Source organism: Actinomyces sp. oral taxon 169 (assembly GCF_013394715.1).
Taxonomy (GTDB): Bacteria; Actinomycetota; Actinomycetes; order Actinomycetales; family Actinomycetaceae; genus Actinomyces.
Genome location: NZ_CP058259.1, coordinates 221,697 through 239,683, shown reverse-complemented (window position 1 = coordinate 239,683; position 17,987 = coordinate 221,697). Strand labels below are relative to the sequence as shown.

The following is a 17,987-nucleotide window of genomic DNA, read 5'->3' as shown; positions in this document are numbered from 1 at the left end:
GTCCCCGACGGCGTCGAACGCCCCCGACCGCACCGAAACGTCCCCGACGGCGTCGAATGCCACCCGAGGTGAACAGTCCCCATGGGCGGGAGGCGCCTACCACCCCCAGACTTGACTCGCCAGACACAACCAACCTGCCGACAGTTTCAGGAGGGCGCCCATGGCGATCTACATCCGCACTCGCCCCACCACCGGAACCTACGCACTCGGATGTCTGGGATACCTAGCCACCATCGGCATCGCTGCCCTCTACCCGGCCGCCTTCTTCATCGCCGCCTACGCCCTGGCTTCCCTGGATGAAGCCATGGCCTATCCGGACGGCAGCAGCGCAGCGGGCGACGCCGTGGCTCAGGCAGTCATGGCAACGCTCATCTACAGCTTCGTGCTGACCGGCTTCAGCTTCGGGGCGACCTTCTGCTTCATCGGCACTGACCGGTGGCTCGCCAAGGACGCGACGGTGACCCATCGCGATATCGCGTCGGCACAGTTCCTTCATATCTCCCAGAGCCCGAACAGGCGTGGCATGGGGATGGCGTGGGCGATACTCGCGGGCACGCTGCTAGTGGCTTCCCCGTTCCTCGTGATAGCCGTCCCACATCCCCTGATCTACAGCGAATCCACCCAAGAGCTGGTCGAAGAGGCCACCTGGGGCGTGTCCCTTCTGCTCATGGTGCTCTTCGTGGCACTGGTGTATGCCGCCGTACGCCGCCGCTCGATCGCGGTGCGCATGACCCCGCGAGCCATGTCAGTCGTGAGCCAGGAATCCCCCAGCCTCACCCTGCCTTCCAGCCGCGACGAGCTCGGGGTTCAGGAGGTCCCGGCACACTGGGGGCGCGTGAAGGTCCAAGCCGTCTACGCCCCACCCACCGGTGGTGCCGACCCGGGGCGACCGGTCGTCATCCCGCGACTCAGTCTGACGGTGAGACCCTCCCGGCTCGACGACGCCCGCACCCGGGTCGAGGCCCAGCTCGACGAGGTCTGGCGGGCCGCACAGCTGGTGCGAACCTCAATCGAGCAGGAGGAGACGGCCGACGCACCGCCCTCGGAGGCCGAGCCGAATCCACCTCACCAGCCACCACATCAGAACGAAGACCCTGACCACGACCAGCCCCAGACAGACGACACCCCTCCCACGAGTCGCGGCTCCACCACCTGACCCAGCCCTGCACAGTGCGGCCGGGGACATTCCGCGCGGCCAGGTGCGCGCCGTTCCAGACGGGGACATCCTGCGCGTCCAGGGACAGGACTTCGGTCCCCGACGGCGTCGAACGCCCCCAGCCGCACAGAAATGTCCCCAACAGCGTCGACCGTCCCCACCGGTGAGGGCAACACAGTTCTGTCCCCAGCGCCGTCTACCATCGGTCCATGCCGTCAGAAATCATCCCGGGTACTCGGCTGCGGGCGTGGGAACGAGCCACGGAGTGGCCACTGACCGGCGCCGCCGTCATCTTCCTGGGCGTCTACGCCTGGGAGATACTCACCAACGCGCAAGGCACGGCCAAGGAGACGGCCGAGCTGGTGATCGGCGCCGTGTGGGCACTGTTCGGCGTCGACTATCTTGTCCGCCTGGTACTGGCGCCAAGTCGGGGCCGCTGGTTTCTCCGCCACCTGCCCGACCTGGCGATCATCGTTCTGCCAATCCTGCGGCCGCTCAGGCTCCTGCGTCTGGTGACGCTCGTGAGCATCATGCAACGCAGCGCCGGCACCGCGCTGCGGGGGCGCATCTCCCTGTACGCGGTCGGCAGCGCCGCCCTGCTCATCTTCACCTCGGCACTGGCCGTGCGGGAGGCGGAGCGTCATGAGCCGGGCACCTCGATCCGGTCCTTCGGCCAGGCTCTGTGGTGGGCGCTGACGACGTTCAGCACCGTCGGCTACGGCGACTCCGTCCCGGTCTCCACGCAGGGGCGTTTCATCGCGACGCTGCTCATGATCGGTGGGGTGGCACTGGCCGGCGTCGTCACGGCGACCCTGGCCTCGTGGATCGTCTCACTGGTCGAGGAGGAGAACGCCGAGCAGGAGGCTGCCACGCAGGCGCAGGTGGCAGCCTTGCAGGCGCAGGTCAGCGAGCTGAGCGAGCGCATCGACCGCCTTCTGGAGGTACACGCCTCGGATCGGTGAGGACACGCCCCACCCCTCGGGCCGTCGCCGTCCGTCTCGCAGCATCCGAGCCAGGTAGGCCAGTTCTCCTCTCACGGTTCAGTCTGACGGTGACGCCCTCACGGCTCGACGAGGTCTGGCATGCCGCCCAGCTGGTGCGCACCCACCCGAGCCGGAGGAGGTCCCCGCGGCGACCTCCGAGCCTGAGCCGAAACAGGCTCACCGGTCGCCACATCAGAACGAAGACCCTGACCACAACCACCCCACGGGAAAGACCCACCTCGCATGGGAAGTGCACCCATCACCTAACGCTGACGCCCACACTTCTGCCGGCACCGTCCATCCTTCTACCCCTTACGGACGGGGACATTCCACGCAGCCGGGTGCACGCGGCCCCGAAGGGGGACATCCTGCGCGTCCGGGGACAGGATTCCGGTCCCCGACGGCGTCGAACGCCCCCGACCGCACAGAAATGTCCCCGACGACGTCGAACGTCCCCACTCGGGGCAAGTGGTCCCATGGGCAGGAGATACCCACCGGCCCTGCGACGTCTGCCGCCACACCACCGGGCCCAGCCCCCTCGTGCGCCGGCACAGGCAACCGGCCTGACATCACCACATTCACTATTCGGCGGACTCCAACCGCCGACACGGACAATTTTCTTCACTACACTTCCCGACGACGCACCACCCAGATCGAGCCACGGCGCCGCAGCACCCCGACAACACGCCGGGCACCTCCCACCCCTTGAGAAGAGCAGCATCGCCACATGAATGAGATCAAACCGTTCCGGCCACTGCAGGCGCCGATAGCAGTTGCCCTTAGCGCCTTCGCCATCATCGCACTCACGGAACTGCATAGCCTCGACCCCGACTCCACCTCATTTTCAATCGACTCATTCAACACATTATCCGCAATTGTTTTCTGGATAGTCTCCGCAGGAGTGGCCACCTACAATTCCCCGCAAGCACAAGGGGCTACAAGTGCAGTATTCACTGTCGCCGCCCTCATGGGTGAGATCATGCCAGCAGACAGTGAACAAGGACGGAGCGCTCTCTCGGAGATCTCTCCAATCCTGTGGCTCCTGGCTGGAATCATGTGCGGATCGGCCGCAGCAACATGCACCACCATCAGCCGCACGAGCAAGCATCACTCAACTCTCAGCATCACGGACCAGTTCCTCGGGAGAATGGCAGTCGCAATACTTGCCAGCCTCCTGGCGTCCGCACCACTCGTGAGCACCTCACCCCCTCGCTTATGGGCGACCCCCGGACAGACCAGCATGTCTGTCATCACATTCCTCTGCGGTTTCGTAATGACTGCATTTGCCGGACTATCACCCTTCATTCCCCCGATCTATCTGGTCATCACCCTTGTCCGCTACTACACCTTCGACAACGAGGAGGCGGCAAGGATCTACCTGGCCGATATTCTCCCCATCCCTCTTCTCGCCATCTCCACCACAGCCGGGCTTCTCACCATGTATCACTACAAGAAGCCACGACCAATCACGTTGAGCCAACCCACAGAATCCCAGATCTCACCACAGCACAAGGACACCCATGAAGAATGAGATCTCTTTTCAGCAGCTGCGCACGCCGGCGGCGCCCCTCGCATCCACGGCTATCGTCCTCAGCCTGCTGGATGCCCGGGACGCGGGTCAGCACGACACTGACACGATCGGGCTCATGCTGACGGTCATCGCCATATCAGCCGCGCTCCTCGGGGTCCTCTCACGGGGGTCGTGCCGCGCTCAAGGACTATCCGGCGCCGTCTTCGCTGTCATCGCCACCGCAGCAGCAGGCCTGCCTGAGACCGTCGAGGACGCCGACATCCACCTCTCCCAAGCCGCACCAACTCTGTGGGCACTGTCCGGGATCATGTTCGGCACCGCCGCCGCCACATGCCTGGTTCAAGGAGGCTGGTACCGGCGCCTCATTCACCGCGAGGCCCCCACAACATCCCTGGCCACCACGTCCGTTCTCGGCCTTCTGCTCGGGATCGCGATCTCCCTGCCGCTCGTGTCACAACCCGCGGCATTCACCTCCCTTCGCGCGGGATTCCTCCTCGACGCAGCTGTCTACTTCCTCTGCGGCGCCGTCATCACCCTGCTCGCCGCGATCTCTCCGATCGTTCCCCTCACCTGCCTCGTCTCCGTGCTCATCGGCTTCTTCGTCTGGGACGGCCTTAAGGGCGCTGTGCGCTACTCCGTCACAGTCGTCCCCGTACCGATCGTCGCCACCGCAGTGACGGCTCACTTCTTCAGCATCTTCCGGAGCGCGGCGACGCCGTCGTCCACCGAGCAGTAAGCGAGCCGGGCACTTCTCGCGCGGCCCGACCGAAGAACGGTCGCCTCACGCGAAAAGTGCCCGGCTCGGCGGAAAAGGAATAACCCAGTCAGTCCCGCAGCTCGGCGGCGACCAGCTCAGCCAACTCGACGGCGTTGAGGGCCGCGCCCTTGCGCAGGTTGTCCCCGACGGCGAAGAACTGCAGGCCGTGGCCCGGTGCGAAGGCCTGGTCGGCGCGCAGGCGCCCCACGAAGGTGCCGTCGCGGCCGGCGCCCTTCAGGGGGCTGGGCACGTCCTCGTAGGTGACGCCGGGCGCCGCCTCCAGCAGCTCGCGAGCGCGCTCGACGCTGATCTCGCGCTCGAACTCGGCGTTGACGCTGAGCCCGTGGCCGGAGAACACCGGGATGCGCACGCAGGTGCCGGAGACCAGCAGGTCCGGGATCCCCAGGATCTTGCGGGACTCGTTGCGCAGCTTCTGCTCCTCGTCGGTCTCACCGGAGCCGTCACCGGCATCGTTCCCGGCCCAGGCCACGGCGTTGAAGGCGATGGTGTCGACGTAGACCTCCGGCGCGGGGAACTCGACGGCCCGCCCGTCCAGGGCCAGGCCCTCCATGTCCTCGTTCACGACGGCGCGCACCTGCCCGGCCAGCTCGGCCACCCCGGCCCGACCCGAGCCGGAGACGGCCTGGTAGGTGGAGACGATGAGGCGGATGAGCCCGGCCTCCTCGTGCAGCACCTTGAGGGCGGGCATGGCCGCCATGGTGGTGCAGTTGGGGTTGGCGATGATGCCCTTGGGGCGCTCGCGCAGCGCGTGCGGGTTGACCTCACTGACCACGAGCGGCACCTCGGGGTCCTTACGCCAGGCCGAGGAGTTGTCGACGACGACGGCCCCGGCGGCGGCGAAGCGGGGGGCGTGCTCGCGCGAGGCCGCGCCCCCGGCGGAGAAGATGGCGACGTCGATGCCGCTCAGGTCCGCGGTGGCGACGTCCTCGACCTCGACCTGGGCGCCGCGGAAGTCCACGACGGTCCCGGCGCTGCGGGCCGAGGAGAAGAAGCGCACCGAGCGGGCGGGGAAGTCGCGCTCGGCCAGCATGGCGCGCATGACGCGGCCGACCTGGCCGGTGGCCCCTACGACGGCGACGCTGACGCCGTCGGCCACTCCGGTGTAGGTGTTCACGGGATTGCTCATCGTCCGGTCCCTCCGTAGACGACCGCCTCGGCGGCCTGGGCGTCGAGGCCGAAGGCGGAGTGGACGGCGCGCACGGCCTCGTCGAGTACGGCGTCGTCGACCACCACCGAGATGCGGATCTCGGAGGTGGAGATCATGTGGATGTTGACCCCGGCCTCGCTCAGCGAGCCGAACAGGCGCGCCGAGACCCCCGGGTTGGAGCGCATGCCGGCCCCCACCAGGGACAGGATGCCGATGTCGGGGTTGAAGTGCAGGCTCCGGAAGCCCAGCTCCTCGCGGGCGGCCTCGAGGGCCTCGCGGGCGGCGGCGGAGTCGCCGTCGGGGCAGGTGAAGGAGATGTTGGTCAGGCCGGTCCCCTCGGCGGAGACGTCCTGGACGATCATGTCGATGTTGGCGTCGGTGCCGGCCACGATCGCGAAGATGCGGGCGGCGGCGCCGGGGACATCGGGCACGCCCACGAGCGTGATCTTGTCCTGGCTGCGGTCGTGGGCGATTCCGGAGATGACGGGGGCTTCCACGTGGTCCTCCTTGGCAGACGGGCGGGGGCGGGCCTGGGCCCGCGCGGCGATGGCATTGCGGTGCGCGGTGTCGACGACGGAGGCCGAGGGCCCCTCGTCGAGCCCGGCGGGGTCTGAGGGCGAGGCCGGGGCGGCCGGGGCGGCTCCCCGGGCCTCATCGGCGGACTGCGGGGCGGCCGGGCTTGAGGCGCTCGGGGCACTGGGAGCGCTGGGCGAGCTGTCAGTGTCGGCGGCGACGACGTCGTCGAGCTGGGCGGCCACGACCGAGGGCACGAAGGCGCCCTCGCGGCGGCCGTCGTAAATCCAGGTCCCGGTCTTGTCGGAGAAGGAGGAGCGCACGTGCAGCGGCACCCCGAAGCGGCGGGCGTACTCCACGGCACGCAGGTGGAGGATCTTGGCGCCATGGGCGGCCAGCTCCAGGGTCTCCTCACTGGAGAGGGACTCGATGCGCTTGGCGGTGGGGACGATGCGGGGGTCGGCGGTGAACAGGCCGTCGACGTCGGTGTAGATCTCGCAGACGTCGGCGTTGAGGGCCGCGGCCAGGGCGACGGCGGTCGTGTCGGAACCGCCACGCCCCAGGGTGGTGGTGTCCTCGACCTCGTTGATGCCCTGGAAGCCGGCGACGATGGCGACCGAGCCGGTCTGGATGGAGCGGGCCACGCGCTCGGGCAGCACGCCGACGATGGAGGCCTTGCCGTACTTGGAGTCGGTGAGGACCCCGGCCTGGGCGCCGGTGTAGGCGCGCGCCGGGACGCCGAGCTCGGAGACGGCCATGGCGAGCAGGGCCACGGAGATGCGCTCACCGGCGGACAGCAGGATGTCCATCTCGCGGGCGGGGGCATCCGTGGTCAGGGCGGCGGCCTGGTCGAGGAGCTCGTCGGTCGTGTCCCCCATCGCGGAGACGACAACGACGACCGTGTTACCGGCCTCGCGGGTGGCGACGATGCGCCGGGCGACGCGTCGCATCGCGTCGACGTCGCTGACGGACGAGCCGCCGTACTTCTGGACGACCAGTGCCATAAGGCGCTCCTCGGGTCCTGGAATCAGTGCGTGTCTAGCATCAGGTGCTCCGCGCCGGTGCGGGCGTCCTGGCAGGGGCTTCCGGGGGCGGAGCCGTCGCCGTGCGGCGCCCACGACGACGTGGCTGGGGCAAGCATACGGCGTGCCGTGTTGCCGACACATCACGCGGTCCCCAGCGCCCAGTCCGCGGACCGCAGCGCCGCCCCACACCCCGCGACTTACACCCCATCGCCGGCCCACACTTCGACAGAATCTTCACAATCGCCCCGGAGCCGCGTCGTTTCTGAAGTTTCGGTCGAAGTGTGGTGGGCCTGCCCCTCCCCTGACCGGGCCGGTCAGTCCTCGACGCGGCGTCGGCCCTCGAAGGCCCGCCCGAGGGTGACCTCGTCGGCGTACTCCAGGTCGGCGCCCACGGGCAGGCCGGAGGCGAGCCGGGAGACGGGCACGGCCATGGTGCGCAGCATGCGGGTGAGGTAGGCGGCGGTCGCCTCGCCGACGACGTCGGGGTCGGTGGCCAGGATGACCTCCTCGACCTCACCGTCCCCCAGGCGGCTGAAGAGCTCGCGCACGCGCAGGTCGTCGGGGCCAACGCCGTTGATGGGGTCGATGGCGCCGCCGAGCACGTGGTAGAGCCCCCGGTACTCGCGGGTGCGTTCGATAGCGACGACGTCCTTGGGCTCCTCGACGACGCAGATGACGCGCTGGTCGCGGCGGGGGTCGCGGCAGATGGCGCACTGGGGGGCCTCGGCGATGTTGCCGCAGGTCTCGCAGAAGCGGACCTTGGCCTTGACGGCGCGCAGGGCCTCGATGAGGCGCTCGACGGCGGCCGCGTCGGCGGCGAGCACGTGGAAGGCCATGCGCTGGGCGGACTTGGGGCCGATGCCAGGCAGCTCGCCGAACTCGTCGATGAGGTCCTGGACGGCGCCTTCGTAGACGGCGGGCATGTCAGCGTCCTTCCTGGGTCACGGTGACCTCTTCGATGACCTGGGCGCCGAGGATTCGTTTGACGACCTCGAGCCCGACGACGCCGGCGTCCTCGGCGTCAGGATCGTCCTCGCTGGGGGTGTCGTCGGCCAGGGAGTCGGTGTCGGCCTCCTGGGCGGCGGCGCGGGCCGCGGCCATAGCGGCGGCCAGCCGCGAGCCGGCGATGCCCGACGGCGCCCAGGTGGACTCGTCCTCGGGTGGTGCGCTCGAGGCGCTGAGTTCCTCGGGGGGCGGGCCCGGGCTGAAGGGGCTCGACGCCGTCCCCTCCCAGGTGACGGGGGCCAGGCCGGGGGATCCGGCGGTGGTCTCCGGGGCGCCGGGGGCGCGTGGTGCGCTGCCAGCTCCGGGCGCCTGCGGGGACGGGGAGGAGGGCGTCTGCTGGAAGGACTGGGAGGCCGCCGGAGCGGACGCGGCCCCGCCGGGAATCTCCGGCAGGGCGCGCAGACGGTGGACGGTGGCCAGGGGCGCCTCATTGGGCGCCTGCGCGGCGGGGGCGGAGCGGGACTGGGCCGGTGAGGCGGAGGCAGCTGGGGCCGAGGTGGGGGCCGGAGCGGCCTGGGGGCCGGTGGACGCGGGGGACGCAGGCAATCCTGAGCCTGCGCCTGAGGAGGGCGCGGAGGCGGATGCCGACTGGGCGGGCACGGTTCCGCCGCCGGGGACGGCGACCGGGCCCCAGCCGTCGTCCGGGTCGGTGCCGCCGCCGGCGGGCGCGGAGACCGGGGCCGGGGCCGAGCCCCCGCCGGGGATGGCGACGGGCCCCCAGCCGTCGTCGGGATCGGAGGGGTTCGCGGCAGCGGGGAATGCCTGCGACGCCATGGGAGCGGCGGTCGGCGCTGGGGACGCGGAGGCGGCCGGGGATGCCGGGGAGACCGCCTGGAACTCGGTGGGGGCGGCGGGATCGACGCCGGCCTGGGCCGGCTGCGGCTCGGGTGAGGTCGCGGTCTCCTGGGCGACGGCGGCCGGCGTCACGTGGTGCGCAGCAGGACCGCTCGGTTCATCGGCAGTGACATACCCGGCGTCCTCGGCGTAGGGATCGGCACCCCAGTCATCCTCGGGCGGAGGCTCGGGGATCGGGGAGCCGTCGTCCCAGGTGGTGGAGACGGGCCGGCGCGCCCCGGAGTGGTCGACCGGCTCGACGTCGGTGGGCTGCACCGATGCAGCGGCGGGCGGCTGTACGGCCGGGCCCTGAGCGGGTCGGCCGGTGTCGTGTGCAGCACTGGCGGGGTCGTGGGTGGCGAGCCCCCGGGGGGCGGGAGCGGATGCGGCGACCGGCTCACCCGTGGAGCCGTGCAGTTCCGCACTGTCGACGCCGGGGCCAGAGCTGTCGGTGCCACTGCCAACGCTGGGGACCGCCGCTTCGGCCGGGCCTTGGCCGCCGGTGTGCGTCCCGGCGCCGTTGACGTCCTGTGCCACGCTGCTGGCGGCCGAGCCCGCCGAGTCGAAGGCGCCGGCCTGTGGTCCCGGTCCGCTCGGGCCTGCGCCCGGGGCGCCGCCACCGTCGAAGCCCTGCGGCCCGCCGTGACCGGCGTCGTGGCCGACGGCGGAGCTGACGCTGGGGCCGGGGTTGTGTGCCGTCTCCGCTCCGGAGGGGGCAGCTCCGGGGCCGCCGGGGCCTTGCGGTCCTCGCGGGCCTCCTGAGCCACCAGAGCCGCCTGGGCTGCCGGGGCCTTCGGAACCGCCCGGCCCGTCGTCGCCGGCGACGATGGCGTGCACCTCGAGACGCAGGCCGAGGGCCTGGTGGAGGGCCGCGGAGAAAATGGGGCCGTGTCCGCCATTCTCGAAGGCGCCCACGAGGCCGGGGGCGGCGAACAGGAGCGTGAAGACGCCTCCGGAGACGGTGCCCGGTCGGGAGTTGGGGCCGACCAGCGCCCAGGTGGCGCGCCGCGAACGCTTGGCCGCCTCGAGGACCTCCTCCCAGCGGGTGCGGATCATCTCCGCGTCGGCCGCCTCGCCCCCACCAGAGCCGCCAGCAGCGACACCGCCCTGGGCGACGGGTGCTGAGGCCGCAGCAGGGGCTGCCCCCCAACCGGCGCCTGCCTGGGCAGCGGGTGCCGAGGGCGCGGCGGGTGCGCTCGGGGCGGCCGGGGCGCTGGCCGGCTCGGCCGCGCGTGACGGCTGCTCGGCCGGTCGTGAGGCCGCCGCGGCCGAGGGTGCGGAGGGCCCCGGCGAGGCGGAGGCGCCGTCATGCGGGCCGTCCCAGCTGACGGCGGGGCCGGCCTGCGAGGCCGGTGCGGTCGACGTCGGGCCCGCAGCGGGCGCCGAGGGCGCGGCGGGGGCTGCTCCCCAACCGGCGTCGGAGTGGGGCGCCTGAGGGGCGGCGGGCGCCGGGCTCCCGACTCCCTCCGTTCCTCCGGCGTTCTCGGGCCGCTGGCCTCCACGCCGGCCGGCGGCCTCTGCGGAGGCCTGGCGGGCGATCTGGGCGGCCATCTCGCGTCCCGACCCGGCGGGCACGGCGCCGACGGTGCTGCCGGCCGCTCCCGTGCCCGCGCCGACGCCCGCACCACCGGGGGCAGGCGAGGCCATCGGTCCGGCGCTCCCAGCAGGCCCGGCCGCACCCCCGGCCGCAACGCCACCACCTCTGGCGGCGCCGCCGGCGGGGATGAGCAGGCGGGCCACGAGCAGCTCGAGCTGGAGGCGCGGGGAGGTGGCGCCGACCATGGCGGTCAGGGCCTGGGCGGTGGTGTCGGCGGCCCGAGACAGGGCGGCGGCCCCCATGGTGCGGGCCTGCAGGTCCATGCGCTCGAGCTCGTCGACCGGCAGGGAGCCGAGCGCCGCGCCGGCCTCGGAGCCGGCCAGGGCGATGACGAGCAGGTCGCGCAGCCGGGCCAGCAGGTCCTCGACGAAACGACGGGGGTCGTGCCCGGAGGAGACGACCCGGTCCACCACCCGGAAGACTCCGGCGCCGTCGGAGGCCGCGATGGCGTCGACGCACTGGTCGAGCATGGTGGTGTCGGTGTAGCCCAGCAGGGCGACGGCCCGCTGGTAGTCGACGCCGCCGTCGTGCGCCCCGCCGATGAGCTGGTCCATGACCGAAAGGGTGTCGCGCACGGAGCCGCCGCCGGCGCGCACCACGAGGGGGAAGACGCCGGGGCCGATCTCGACGCCCTCAGCCTGGCACAGGTGGGCGAGGTAGCCCTCGAGGACATCGGGCGGGACGAGGCGGAAGGGGTAGTGGTGGGTGCGCGAGCGGATGGTGCCGATGACCTTCTCCGGCTCGGTGGTGGCGAAGATGAACTTCACGTGCGCCGGCGGCTCCTCGACGAGCTTGAGCAGCGCGTTGAAGCCCTGCGCGGTGACCATGTGGGCCTCGTCGAGGATGAAGATCTTGTATCGGTCGCGGGCCGGCGCGAAGGCGGCGCGCTCGCGCAGGTCGCGGGCGTCGTCGACGCCGTTGTGGCTGGCGGCGTCGATCTCGACGACGTCGAGGCTGCCGGGGCCGCCGGTGGCCAGGTCCCGGCAGGAGGGGCAGGTGCCGCAGGGGGTGTCGGTGGGGGCCTGTGCGCAGTTGAGGCAGCGGGCCAGGATGCGCGCCGACGTCGTCTTGCCGCAGCCGCGCGGGCCGGAGAAGAGGTAGGCGTGGGTGACGCGGTCGGCCCGCAGCGCCGCCATGAGCGGAGCGGTGACATGGTCCTGCCCGATGACCTCCTGGAAGGTGTCGGGGCGGTAGCGGCGGTACAGAGCGGTGGTCACGGCCCGAGCCTAATCGGCCGGGCCGACACCGTGCGAGGGACCGGGCGGGTCGGGTTCCGTCTGGCACGATGGACGGGCCGGCGCGTCGCCGCCTGGAGGAACGGAGGAACCATGACCGTCACCGAGGCTCTTGTCTCCCGCAACGCCGCCTACTCCGCCGAGGTTCTCGCCCGGGGCGGCCTGGCGGCCAAGGGGAAGCAGAAGGTCGCCGTCGTGGCCTGCATGGACTCGCGCGTGGACGTCTTCGCGGCCCTGGGGCTCGCCCCGGGCGAGGCGAACGTCATCCGCAACGCCGGCGGCCTGGTCACCGAGGACACGATCCGCTCCCTGTCGATCAGCCAGCACCTGCTGGGCACCGAGGAGATCCTCCTCATCCACCACACCGGCTGCGGCATGCTCTCCTTCACCGACGACGAACTGTGCACCACCCTGGAGGCTCAGACCGGCGCGCGGCCAACCTGGGCACCGGGGGCCTTCACCGACCTGGCCGACAGCGTGCGCCAGTCGATCGCCCGCATCAAGGCCTCGCCCTTCATCCCCCGCACCGACGCCGTGCGCGGCTTCGTCCTGGACCTGGCCACCGGCCGCCTGGAGGAGGTCGACGCCGCCGAGGCGTGACCCTGGCCTACAACAGCAGTGGGACCGCGGGGCGACGTCGAGCCCGCCGGCCTACCGCCCGAGCAGACCGCCCCGCCACTGCTGGAAGACGTGAGGACCCCTCGCGCACCCGCCAGAGCCTGCTTACCCTTGCTACCTTCCGGTCCTGGGGGATTCACTGGATGACGCCGCACGAGGGGCCGAGCGAGAGACTACCCGATCCGGCCCCCGGTTGCGAACCGCCCGCGTGCGGCCCCACCGCGCTCACCCCATCCCTGAGCTCGAGGACGCACAGCAGGGACAGGAGGGCCTGAGGACGGTCCTGGGAGGTACGCCCTGAAGGCCTCTGGTGCGTCCTGGCGGGGTCGACGCCGCACAACCGGCTTCGCGTGACAGATCCCACCACCCCGGGCTGGCCCCGGGGATGGGCGTTCCGATATATTCCTTTCTCGTTGCACGTGGTTGTCGCCGCGTGGAGCGCCTGGAGGATTCGCCTAGTGGCCTATGGCGCACGCTTGGAAAGCGTGTTGGGTGCAAGCCCTCGGGGGTTCGAATCCCCCATCCTCCGCCACCACCCCGGAATCCGTGTGATTCCGGGGTTTTTCCATTCTCCCCTCCGCCGTCCGCAGCAGGCTCCCGATCAGGTCTCCTCCCCATCGACGCCGCCTCCCACTCCTGCCACGATGGCCCCATGCGCACGAACATCCCATCCCTCATCGCCCTCCCGATAGCACTCCTCCTCGCCGTGAGCCTCAGCGCCTGCGACGAGGAGGCGGTGGGCACCCCCTCCACTCTTCCCTCCTCCTCGGCCACGGCCGACCCCACGGACTCGTCCAAGGACGAGCCCTCTCAAGGCTCCGACGCCACCCCCTCGGCCACTCCTCAGCCCGACGCCTCCGCCACTTCCAGCGCTAAAGCGGAGGGCGGGGCCAAGACCGCGAGCATCCAGGACCTCAAGACCGGCAACTGCATCTCCGAGATGGTCAACGGGACCGAGCAGGGCGGAACGGATGCCACGGGCGCGACGCTCGTCGACTGCTCCACGCCCCACCAGTACGAGGTGACCGGGACGGGGCAGTCCACAGCCTCCACCTACGCCGAGGCGAGCACCTCGGATGAGGTCACCGCCGTCTGCAACCCGGTGCTGGAGAAGTACGTCGGCTCCTCATCCAAGGCCAAGAAGTACCGGGCGGCGGCCCTGACCCCCTCACAGTCCTCCTGGGACCAGGGGGACCACTCGTTGGTCTGCTTCGCCCAAAACCGGGATAACACACCATTGAATAATTCCATCAAGAACTCCTAGTCTGTCCCCAACGAGCAGGACGGCCGCACACGGGCGAACCACGAATGGAGGGGATCACTTCTCCCTTCCCACGCCTCGTGAACACTGTCCAGCCTCCCACTCCGGCCGGGTGGCGACTCTCCGTCTCTCCGTCTCATGTCGCCACCCGGTCCTTATCCCGGATTATTCAGCCGCCTTTCCGGCCGCAACCAGGAGCCTGCAGAAAACCGGCACAATGCCGCCATTCCGACTGTTACGGTTCGACCCATGCGCACCCGGACCACGCTCCTCACCCTCCCCGTCGCCGCCGTCACCATGGGGCTGACCTCCTGCAGCCTGTTCTCCTCGCAGACCACCACCGCCACCAAGGACCTTGAGGTCGGGCAGTGCTACAACACCGTGAGCAAGGACTCCGGCGGGGATCAGGCGATCGGCGAGGTCGTCGTGGTCGACTGCTCCAAGGCTCACACCTACGAGGTCATCGCCCAGACCACCTTCAGCGATGACATCAAGGACTTCCCCAAGCAACAGGCACGTGACTCCCTGGGTCAGGGCTTCTGCCTGGGCGAGGACTTCACCAAGTACGTCGGGATCGAGTCCGGCAAGACCAGCTACCAGGTCGAGTACCTCACGCCGGGCGAAGGCACCTGGGCCCAGGGCGACCGCAAAATCACCTGTGTCGTCACCCAGGGGGACAAGTCACAGGTCAAGGGCTCGGCCAAGAACTCCAAGAAGTAGCCCCCTGGAACCGTCTTTCCGAGCGGCTGCGGCCACCCCGAAACCCTGAACAATACTGAATATCGCGTCGATAGCCTTTCATAAAATGAGGCCAGCCGTCACACTTTTCCGGGAACGCCGACCCCGATCAAGCGCCGCGTTCTTCCGGAACTTCTCGAGTTGGAGAGGAGGCCGGCATCACGCGCAGCTGCAGCGCTCGTAATCTCCTGGAGTGACCAGTGACGCCCTCAGTGCACCGCAGCCCGGCGCTCCGCTCGACGACGAGCCCTCCGAGCGCCGCCCTGGCCGCTCGCGCCGTCGAGGCCCCAGACGTCGCCCGGGCGAAGGCGGCAGCCGACCGTCCTCCACCCAGGAAGCGATCCTGACCGCCGCACGCGAGTCCTTCCTGACCCAGGGCTATGAGGGCACCACCATCCGCGCGGTGGCCCGGGCGGCCGGCGTGGACCCGGCACTCGTGTCCTACTACTTCGGCTCCAAGGGGGACCTGTTCGGGGCGGCGGTCAACCTGCGTATGCGGGCGAGTCAGGAGATCGCCACCGCCATCAGCGGGGATCTCCTCTCGGCCGGCCCCCGCCTGGTGCGCCTGTCGCTGACGGCCTGGGACGACGACGCCGACGGCGCGACCTTCCGCAGCCTGCTGCAGTGGATGGCCACCGACACCCGCAGCCCGGAAGCGATCCAGAACTACGCCACCGAGCAGATCGCGGCCCCGATGGCCGAGGCCCTCGAGCAGTCGGGTCTGTCAGTCGCCTCGCCGCGCGAACGGGCCACCCTGGCCGGCTCCCAGCTGGTGGGACTGGCCATGATCCGCTACGTGCTGCGCCTGGAGCCCATCGCCAGCGCGAGCATCGACCACCTCGCGGAGGTCGTCGGACCGACGATCCAGCGCTACCTCACCGGCCCGCTGCAGTCCGCGTGAACAGGGTTCGCCCCGGTGACTGGTCACCAGGGCGAACACAGGCGTACCGAGGATGTCTCGGGTTCGGCTCAGAAGGTCTCGTAGCGCCCCGAGCTGAGGAAGACGCCGTGACCGGTCTCGGTGTTGCGGCAGGTCATGCCGGTCTCCTCGGAGCTGCACACCCAGGAGCCGAAGGTGACGGACTGGCCATACTCCACCACCTCGGGCGAGGAGCCGCCACCGCGGAAGGCCTCGTCGAGAGAGAAGGCACCCTCACTGCGGCCGGCGAGCTGCGGAGTTCCCCCGGAGCTGAGATCGAACCACCACTTCGGCGAGCCCGCCTCATCCTTGCCGTAGGTGCCGTTGGAGCGGTAGGACAGCACACCGCAGCCCGCGTAGTGGGCGGACAGGTCGCAGCCGATATTGCCCGACGGCGACACGATCATGGCGGTCTTCTCCGAGACGAGGTTGCCCGGGACGAAGGACGTTGCCTGGCTGGGCTGCTCGTCGGCGGGGGCGGCCGGCTCAGCCGGCTTCTCGGCGGGCTTGTCAGCCGGCGCCTCAGACTGCTTGTCGGCCGGTGCAGGCTGCGCGTCAGCCGGTTTGTCGGCGGGCTTGTCGGCAGGCGCCTCAGCCGGTTTCTCGGCGGGCTTGTCAGCCGGCTTCTCGGCCGGCGCCGGCTGCTCCGAGCGCTTCTGAGTCTCAGGGGCCGGGGAGCTCGGCGCCTGAGTGGATCCGGCATAGGACTTACCGGCGTCGTCGGACTTCCCCTGAGCCTGAGGGGCCTTGGAGGCGCCACCGTTCTGCTGCTTCGGAGCGTCCGTCTTGCCGGGGGCCAACGCCCTGGTGGCGTCGGTCCCGCTGGCGGCCGGACGGGGCTCGTTAGCCCGCGGGCTCGCGGGACGGGACTGGGAGCCGGAGGACTGCGACGTGGAGGAGTCGGCGGGGCCCTTACCGGTGGGACTGGGGATGCGAGGAGAGGCGTGCCCCGACTTCTGGCCGGAGGTCGCCTTGGCACTGGCCGTCGACTGCGCCTTCGCAGATGACGATGAACCCGTGGTGCCCTGCTGATTGGCGTTGGAGGCACCACCGGACTGACAACCGGCCAGAAGCATGGCGGTCGAGGTGAGAACAACAAGGGACAGGGGAATGGTGAAGCCGCTTCGGCGGACCGCGATGGTCATGGCTGCGGCATCCTTTCGGTCGAGGTCGGTGCAGCGAACACGGTACTAGAGCCGCGAAGCAGAGGGGAACAGTCCGAAGGTCAGGCATGCCGCCGATTTCCGGCATCAGACATCCCACCTTCCCAGTAAACCACCAGATATCGCAGCGATAACGCCAATCACAAAGAGATGACGAAATCGCCGTCCTGTCGGCCACATTCCAACTAGTGAGACAGATAACGGAAGTGTGTCCCCACCTCGGAAGGGTCCGGCCCCGTTGAACCCAGCGGACCGACACCCCGGGACGAGTCGATCCTGCTGACGCTGTTGATGCAGTCGACGTCGTCGATGTTGGACGACCCACGGCTCCCCCACGCACCTGCGGCCGCTTCATTCACTAGGATGTTGCCGTGATCTTCAAGGCAGTACGCGAGAGGCCCCCCTACCCCGACCATGGGGTCACCACTCAGCGCGATTGGGCCGTCATCGCACCTCGACAGATCCGCCTGGCCGATCTCACCACCACCCGCGCGACCCTCGATCTGCGCAGCCTCCTGGATGACGACTCCACCTTCTACGGCGACCTGTTCGCCCATGTCGTCTCCTTCAAGGGAGACCTCTACCTGGAGACCGGGCTGCACCGAGCGCTGCGCGCCGCCCTGCAGGGGCGCACCGCGATCCACGCCCGCATCCTGGAGGTCACCGAGGAAGGGGTGCCGCGGCTCGCCCCGGCACCGCCGAGCGCCTGATACTCACCGGAAGCACTCAGCAACCCGCCCGACACCCCGCCCACGGCTCGGTCCCATGTCACATCGAGCCCACCACCACCCGATGAGCGCCGTCGTCCATTACCCTGGATCACGTGAGTAGTCCCGCAGATCCGCGCGCCGAGTACCGGCGGCACATGCAGCACCGTCAGACCACCGTCATCGGCGCCATCCTGGCCGTCATGGTGGTCGCGGTTGCCGTGAGCCTCCTGGTATCGCTGGGCATCCTGCCCGCCTACAACCCGGGCTTCTCGCAGCCCAAGAGCACGGCGACCTACGTGCCCCAGACCTGCCCGCCCAGCGGCGCCAAGACCGTCGACGTCACCACGATCGAGAAGATCAACATCTACAACGGCTCAGAATCAGTGGGCCTGGCCGCTACGGTGCAGCAGGAGCTGGAGGAGGCGCACCTGCACATCACCTCGGCGAACGACTGGCCGGGAGGCATCTACAACGGCGAGGTCCAGATCATGGCGTCCAAGGGCGGCCTGACCAACGCCTACTCCCTGGCCCAGATCTTCCCCAACTCCACGGTCCAGCTCGACAAGAGCCTGTCCGACGACGACACCACGGTCTCGGTGGTCCTGGGCAAGGAGTACCTGCAGAACGCACTGAAGTCGGACGAGATCAAGCTCCTCGGCGCCGACAAGCCCATCACCGCCCCCAACGACTGCGTCCCGGCGGACAAGGCCGCCACGAAGAAGCCCAGCTGACTCCCGGGCCACCGGTCCGACCCGGAGCGTTTCGACGACGACG

At 70.0% G+C, this 17,987-nt stretch carries 15 protein-coding genes, 1 tRNA gene and 1 other RNA gene; 11 read left to right on the top strand and 6 right to left on the bottom strand.

Annotated features, from left to right (window positions below):
• Nucleotides 1–160 precede the first annotated feature (160 nt).
• The 4 genes from HW274_RS00970 (at nt 161) to HW274_RS00955 (ending at nt 4,406) form a co-directional block, all read left to right on the top strand.
• Nucleotides 161–1,156, top strand: coding sequence for a hypothetical protein (locus HW274_RS00970; RefSeq protein ID WP_185989009.1), 996 nt, complete (start codon nt 161–163; stop codon nt 1,154–1,156).
• Nucleotides 1,157–1,365: 209 nt separating this feature from the next.
• Nucleotides 1,366–2,118, top strand: a complete 753-nt coding sequence (locus tag HW274_RS00965) for a potassium channel family protein (RefSeq protein WP_185989008.1) — start codon at nt 1,366–1,368, stop codon at nt 2,116–2,118.
• A 748-nt stretch (nt 2,119–2,866) separates the two neighbouring features.
• Nucleotides 2,867–3,670, top strand: a complete 804-nt coding sequence (locus tag HW274_RS00960; protein WP_185989007.1) for a hypothetical protein — start codon at nt 2,867–2,869, stop codon at nt 3,668–3,670.
• Complete coding sequence (locus tag HW274_RS00955; RefSeq protein ID WP_185989006.1) at nt 3,660–4,406, top strand: hypothetical protein; 747 nt, start codon at nt 3,660–3,662, stop codon at nt 4,404–4,406. The genes HW274_RS00960 and HW274_RS00955 overlap by 11 nt, the downstream gene beginning before the upstream one ends.
• An 88-nt stretch (nt 4,407–4,494) precedes the next feature.
• Here HW274_RS00955 and HW274_RS00950 read toward each other — a convergent pair whose 3' ends face one another.
• The 4 genes from HW274_RS00950 to HW274_RS12715 all read right to left on the bottom strand — a co-directional run bounded on the left by HW274_RS00950 (nt 4,495) and on the right by HW274_RS12715 (nt 11,786).
• The gene (locus HW274_RS00950) at nt 4,495–5,574 is read right to left on the bottom strand and encodes an aspartate-semialdehyde dehydrogenase (RefSeq protein WP_185989005.1); all 1,080 of its coding nucleotides are present in this window, start codon (nt 5,572–5,574) and stop codon (nt 4,495–4,497) included.
• Nucleotides 5,571–7,112: an aspartate kinase gene (locus HW274_RS00945; protein ID WP_185989004.1), complete on the bottom strand. Its 1,542-nt coding sequence runs from the start codon at nt 7,110–7,112 to the stop codon at nt 5,571–5,573. Before HW274_RS00945 ends, HW274_RS00950 begins: the two co-directional genes overlap by 4 nt.
• A 335-nt stretch (nt 7,113–7,447) precedes the next feature.
• On the bottom strand, nt 7,448–8,056 hold the full coding sequence (recR, locus tag HW274_RS00940; RefSeq protein ID WP_003788101.1) for a recombination mediator RecR: 609 nt from the start codon (nt 8,054–8,056) through the stop codon (nt 7,448–7,450).
• Nucleotide 8,057: 1 nt separating this feature from the next.
• Nucleotides 8,058–11,786 (bottom strand): DNA polymerase III subunit gamma and tau, encoded by a 3,729-nt coding sequence (locus tag HW274_RS12715; RefSeq protein WP_260679132.1) that lies wholly within the window; start codon nt 11,784–11,786, stop codon nt 8,058–8,060.
• Between the two features lie 111 nt (nt 11,787–11,897).
• Between HW274_RS12715 and HW274_RS00930 the strand changes: the two genes are divergently transcribed.
• Entirely contained in the window at nt 11,898–12,404 is a 507-nt protein-coding gene (locus HW274_RS00930; protein ID WP_185989003.1) for a carbonic anhydrase, read from the top strand.
• An 89-nt stretch (nt 12,405–12,493) separates the two neighbouring features.
• Here the strand turns inward: HW274_RS00930 and ffs are convergent.
• An RNA gene (ffs, locus tag HW274_RS00925) (signal recognition particle sRNA small type) lies at nt 12,494–12,588 on the bottom strand.
• Nucleotides 12,589–12,866: 278 nt separating this feature from the next.
• Between ffs and HW274_RS00920 the strand changes: the two genes are divergently transcribed.
• From HW274_RS00920 to HW274_RS00905, 4 genes are all read left to right on the top strand, one after another.
• Nucleotides 12,867–12,954: transfer RNA gene (locus HW274_RS00920), tRNA-Ser, on the top strand.
• Between the two features lie 120 nt (nt 12,955–13,074).
• A complete protein-coding gene (locus HW274_RS00915) occupies nt 13,075–13,686 on the top strand; it encodes a septum formation family protein (protein ID WP_185989002.1) in 612 nt (203 codons plus the stop codon).
• Nucleotides 13,687–13,932: 246 nt separating this feature from the next.
• A complete protein-coding gene (locus HW274_RS00910; RefSeq protein ID WP_185989001.1) occupies nt 13,933–14,403 on the top strand; it encodes a septum formation family protein in 471 nt (156 codons plus the stop codon).
• A 211-nt stretch (nt 14,404–14,614) separates the two neighbouring features.
• Complete coding sequence (locus HW274_RS00905; protein WP_185989000.1) at nt 14,615–15,322, top strand: TetR/AcrR family transcriptional regulator; 708 nt, start codon at nt 14,615–14,617, stop codon at nt 15,320–15,322.
• A 68-nt stretch (nt 15,323–15,390) separates the two neighbouring features.
• Here the strand turns inward: HW274_RS00905 and HW274_RS00900 are convergent, their stop codons facing one another.
• Entirely contained in the window at nt 15,391–16,485 is a 1,095-nt protein-coding gene (locus HW274_RS00900; protein WP_185988999.1) for a hypothetical protein, read from the bottom strand.
• A 389-nt stretch (nt 16,486–16,874) separates the two neighbouring features.
• Here HW274_RS00900 and HW274_RS00895 point away from each other — a divergent pair, with 389 nt between their 5' ends.
• A complete protein-coding gene (locus HW274_RS00895; protein WP_003788121.1) occupies nt 16,875–17,213 on the top strand; it encodes a hypothetical protein in 339 nt (112 codons plus the stop codon).
• A 155-nt stretch (nt 17,214–17,368) separates the two neighbouring features.
• Entirely contained in the window at nt 17,369–17,944 is a 576-nt protein-coding gene (locus HW274_RS00890; protein ID WP_081376246.1) for a LytR C-terminal domain-containing protein, read from the top strand.
• The last annotated feature ends 43 nt before the right edge of the window (nt 17,945–17,987 follow it).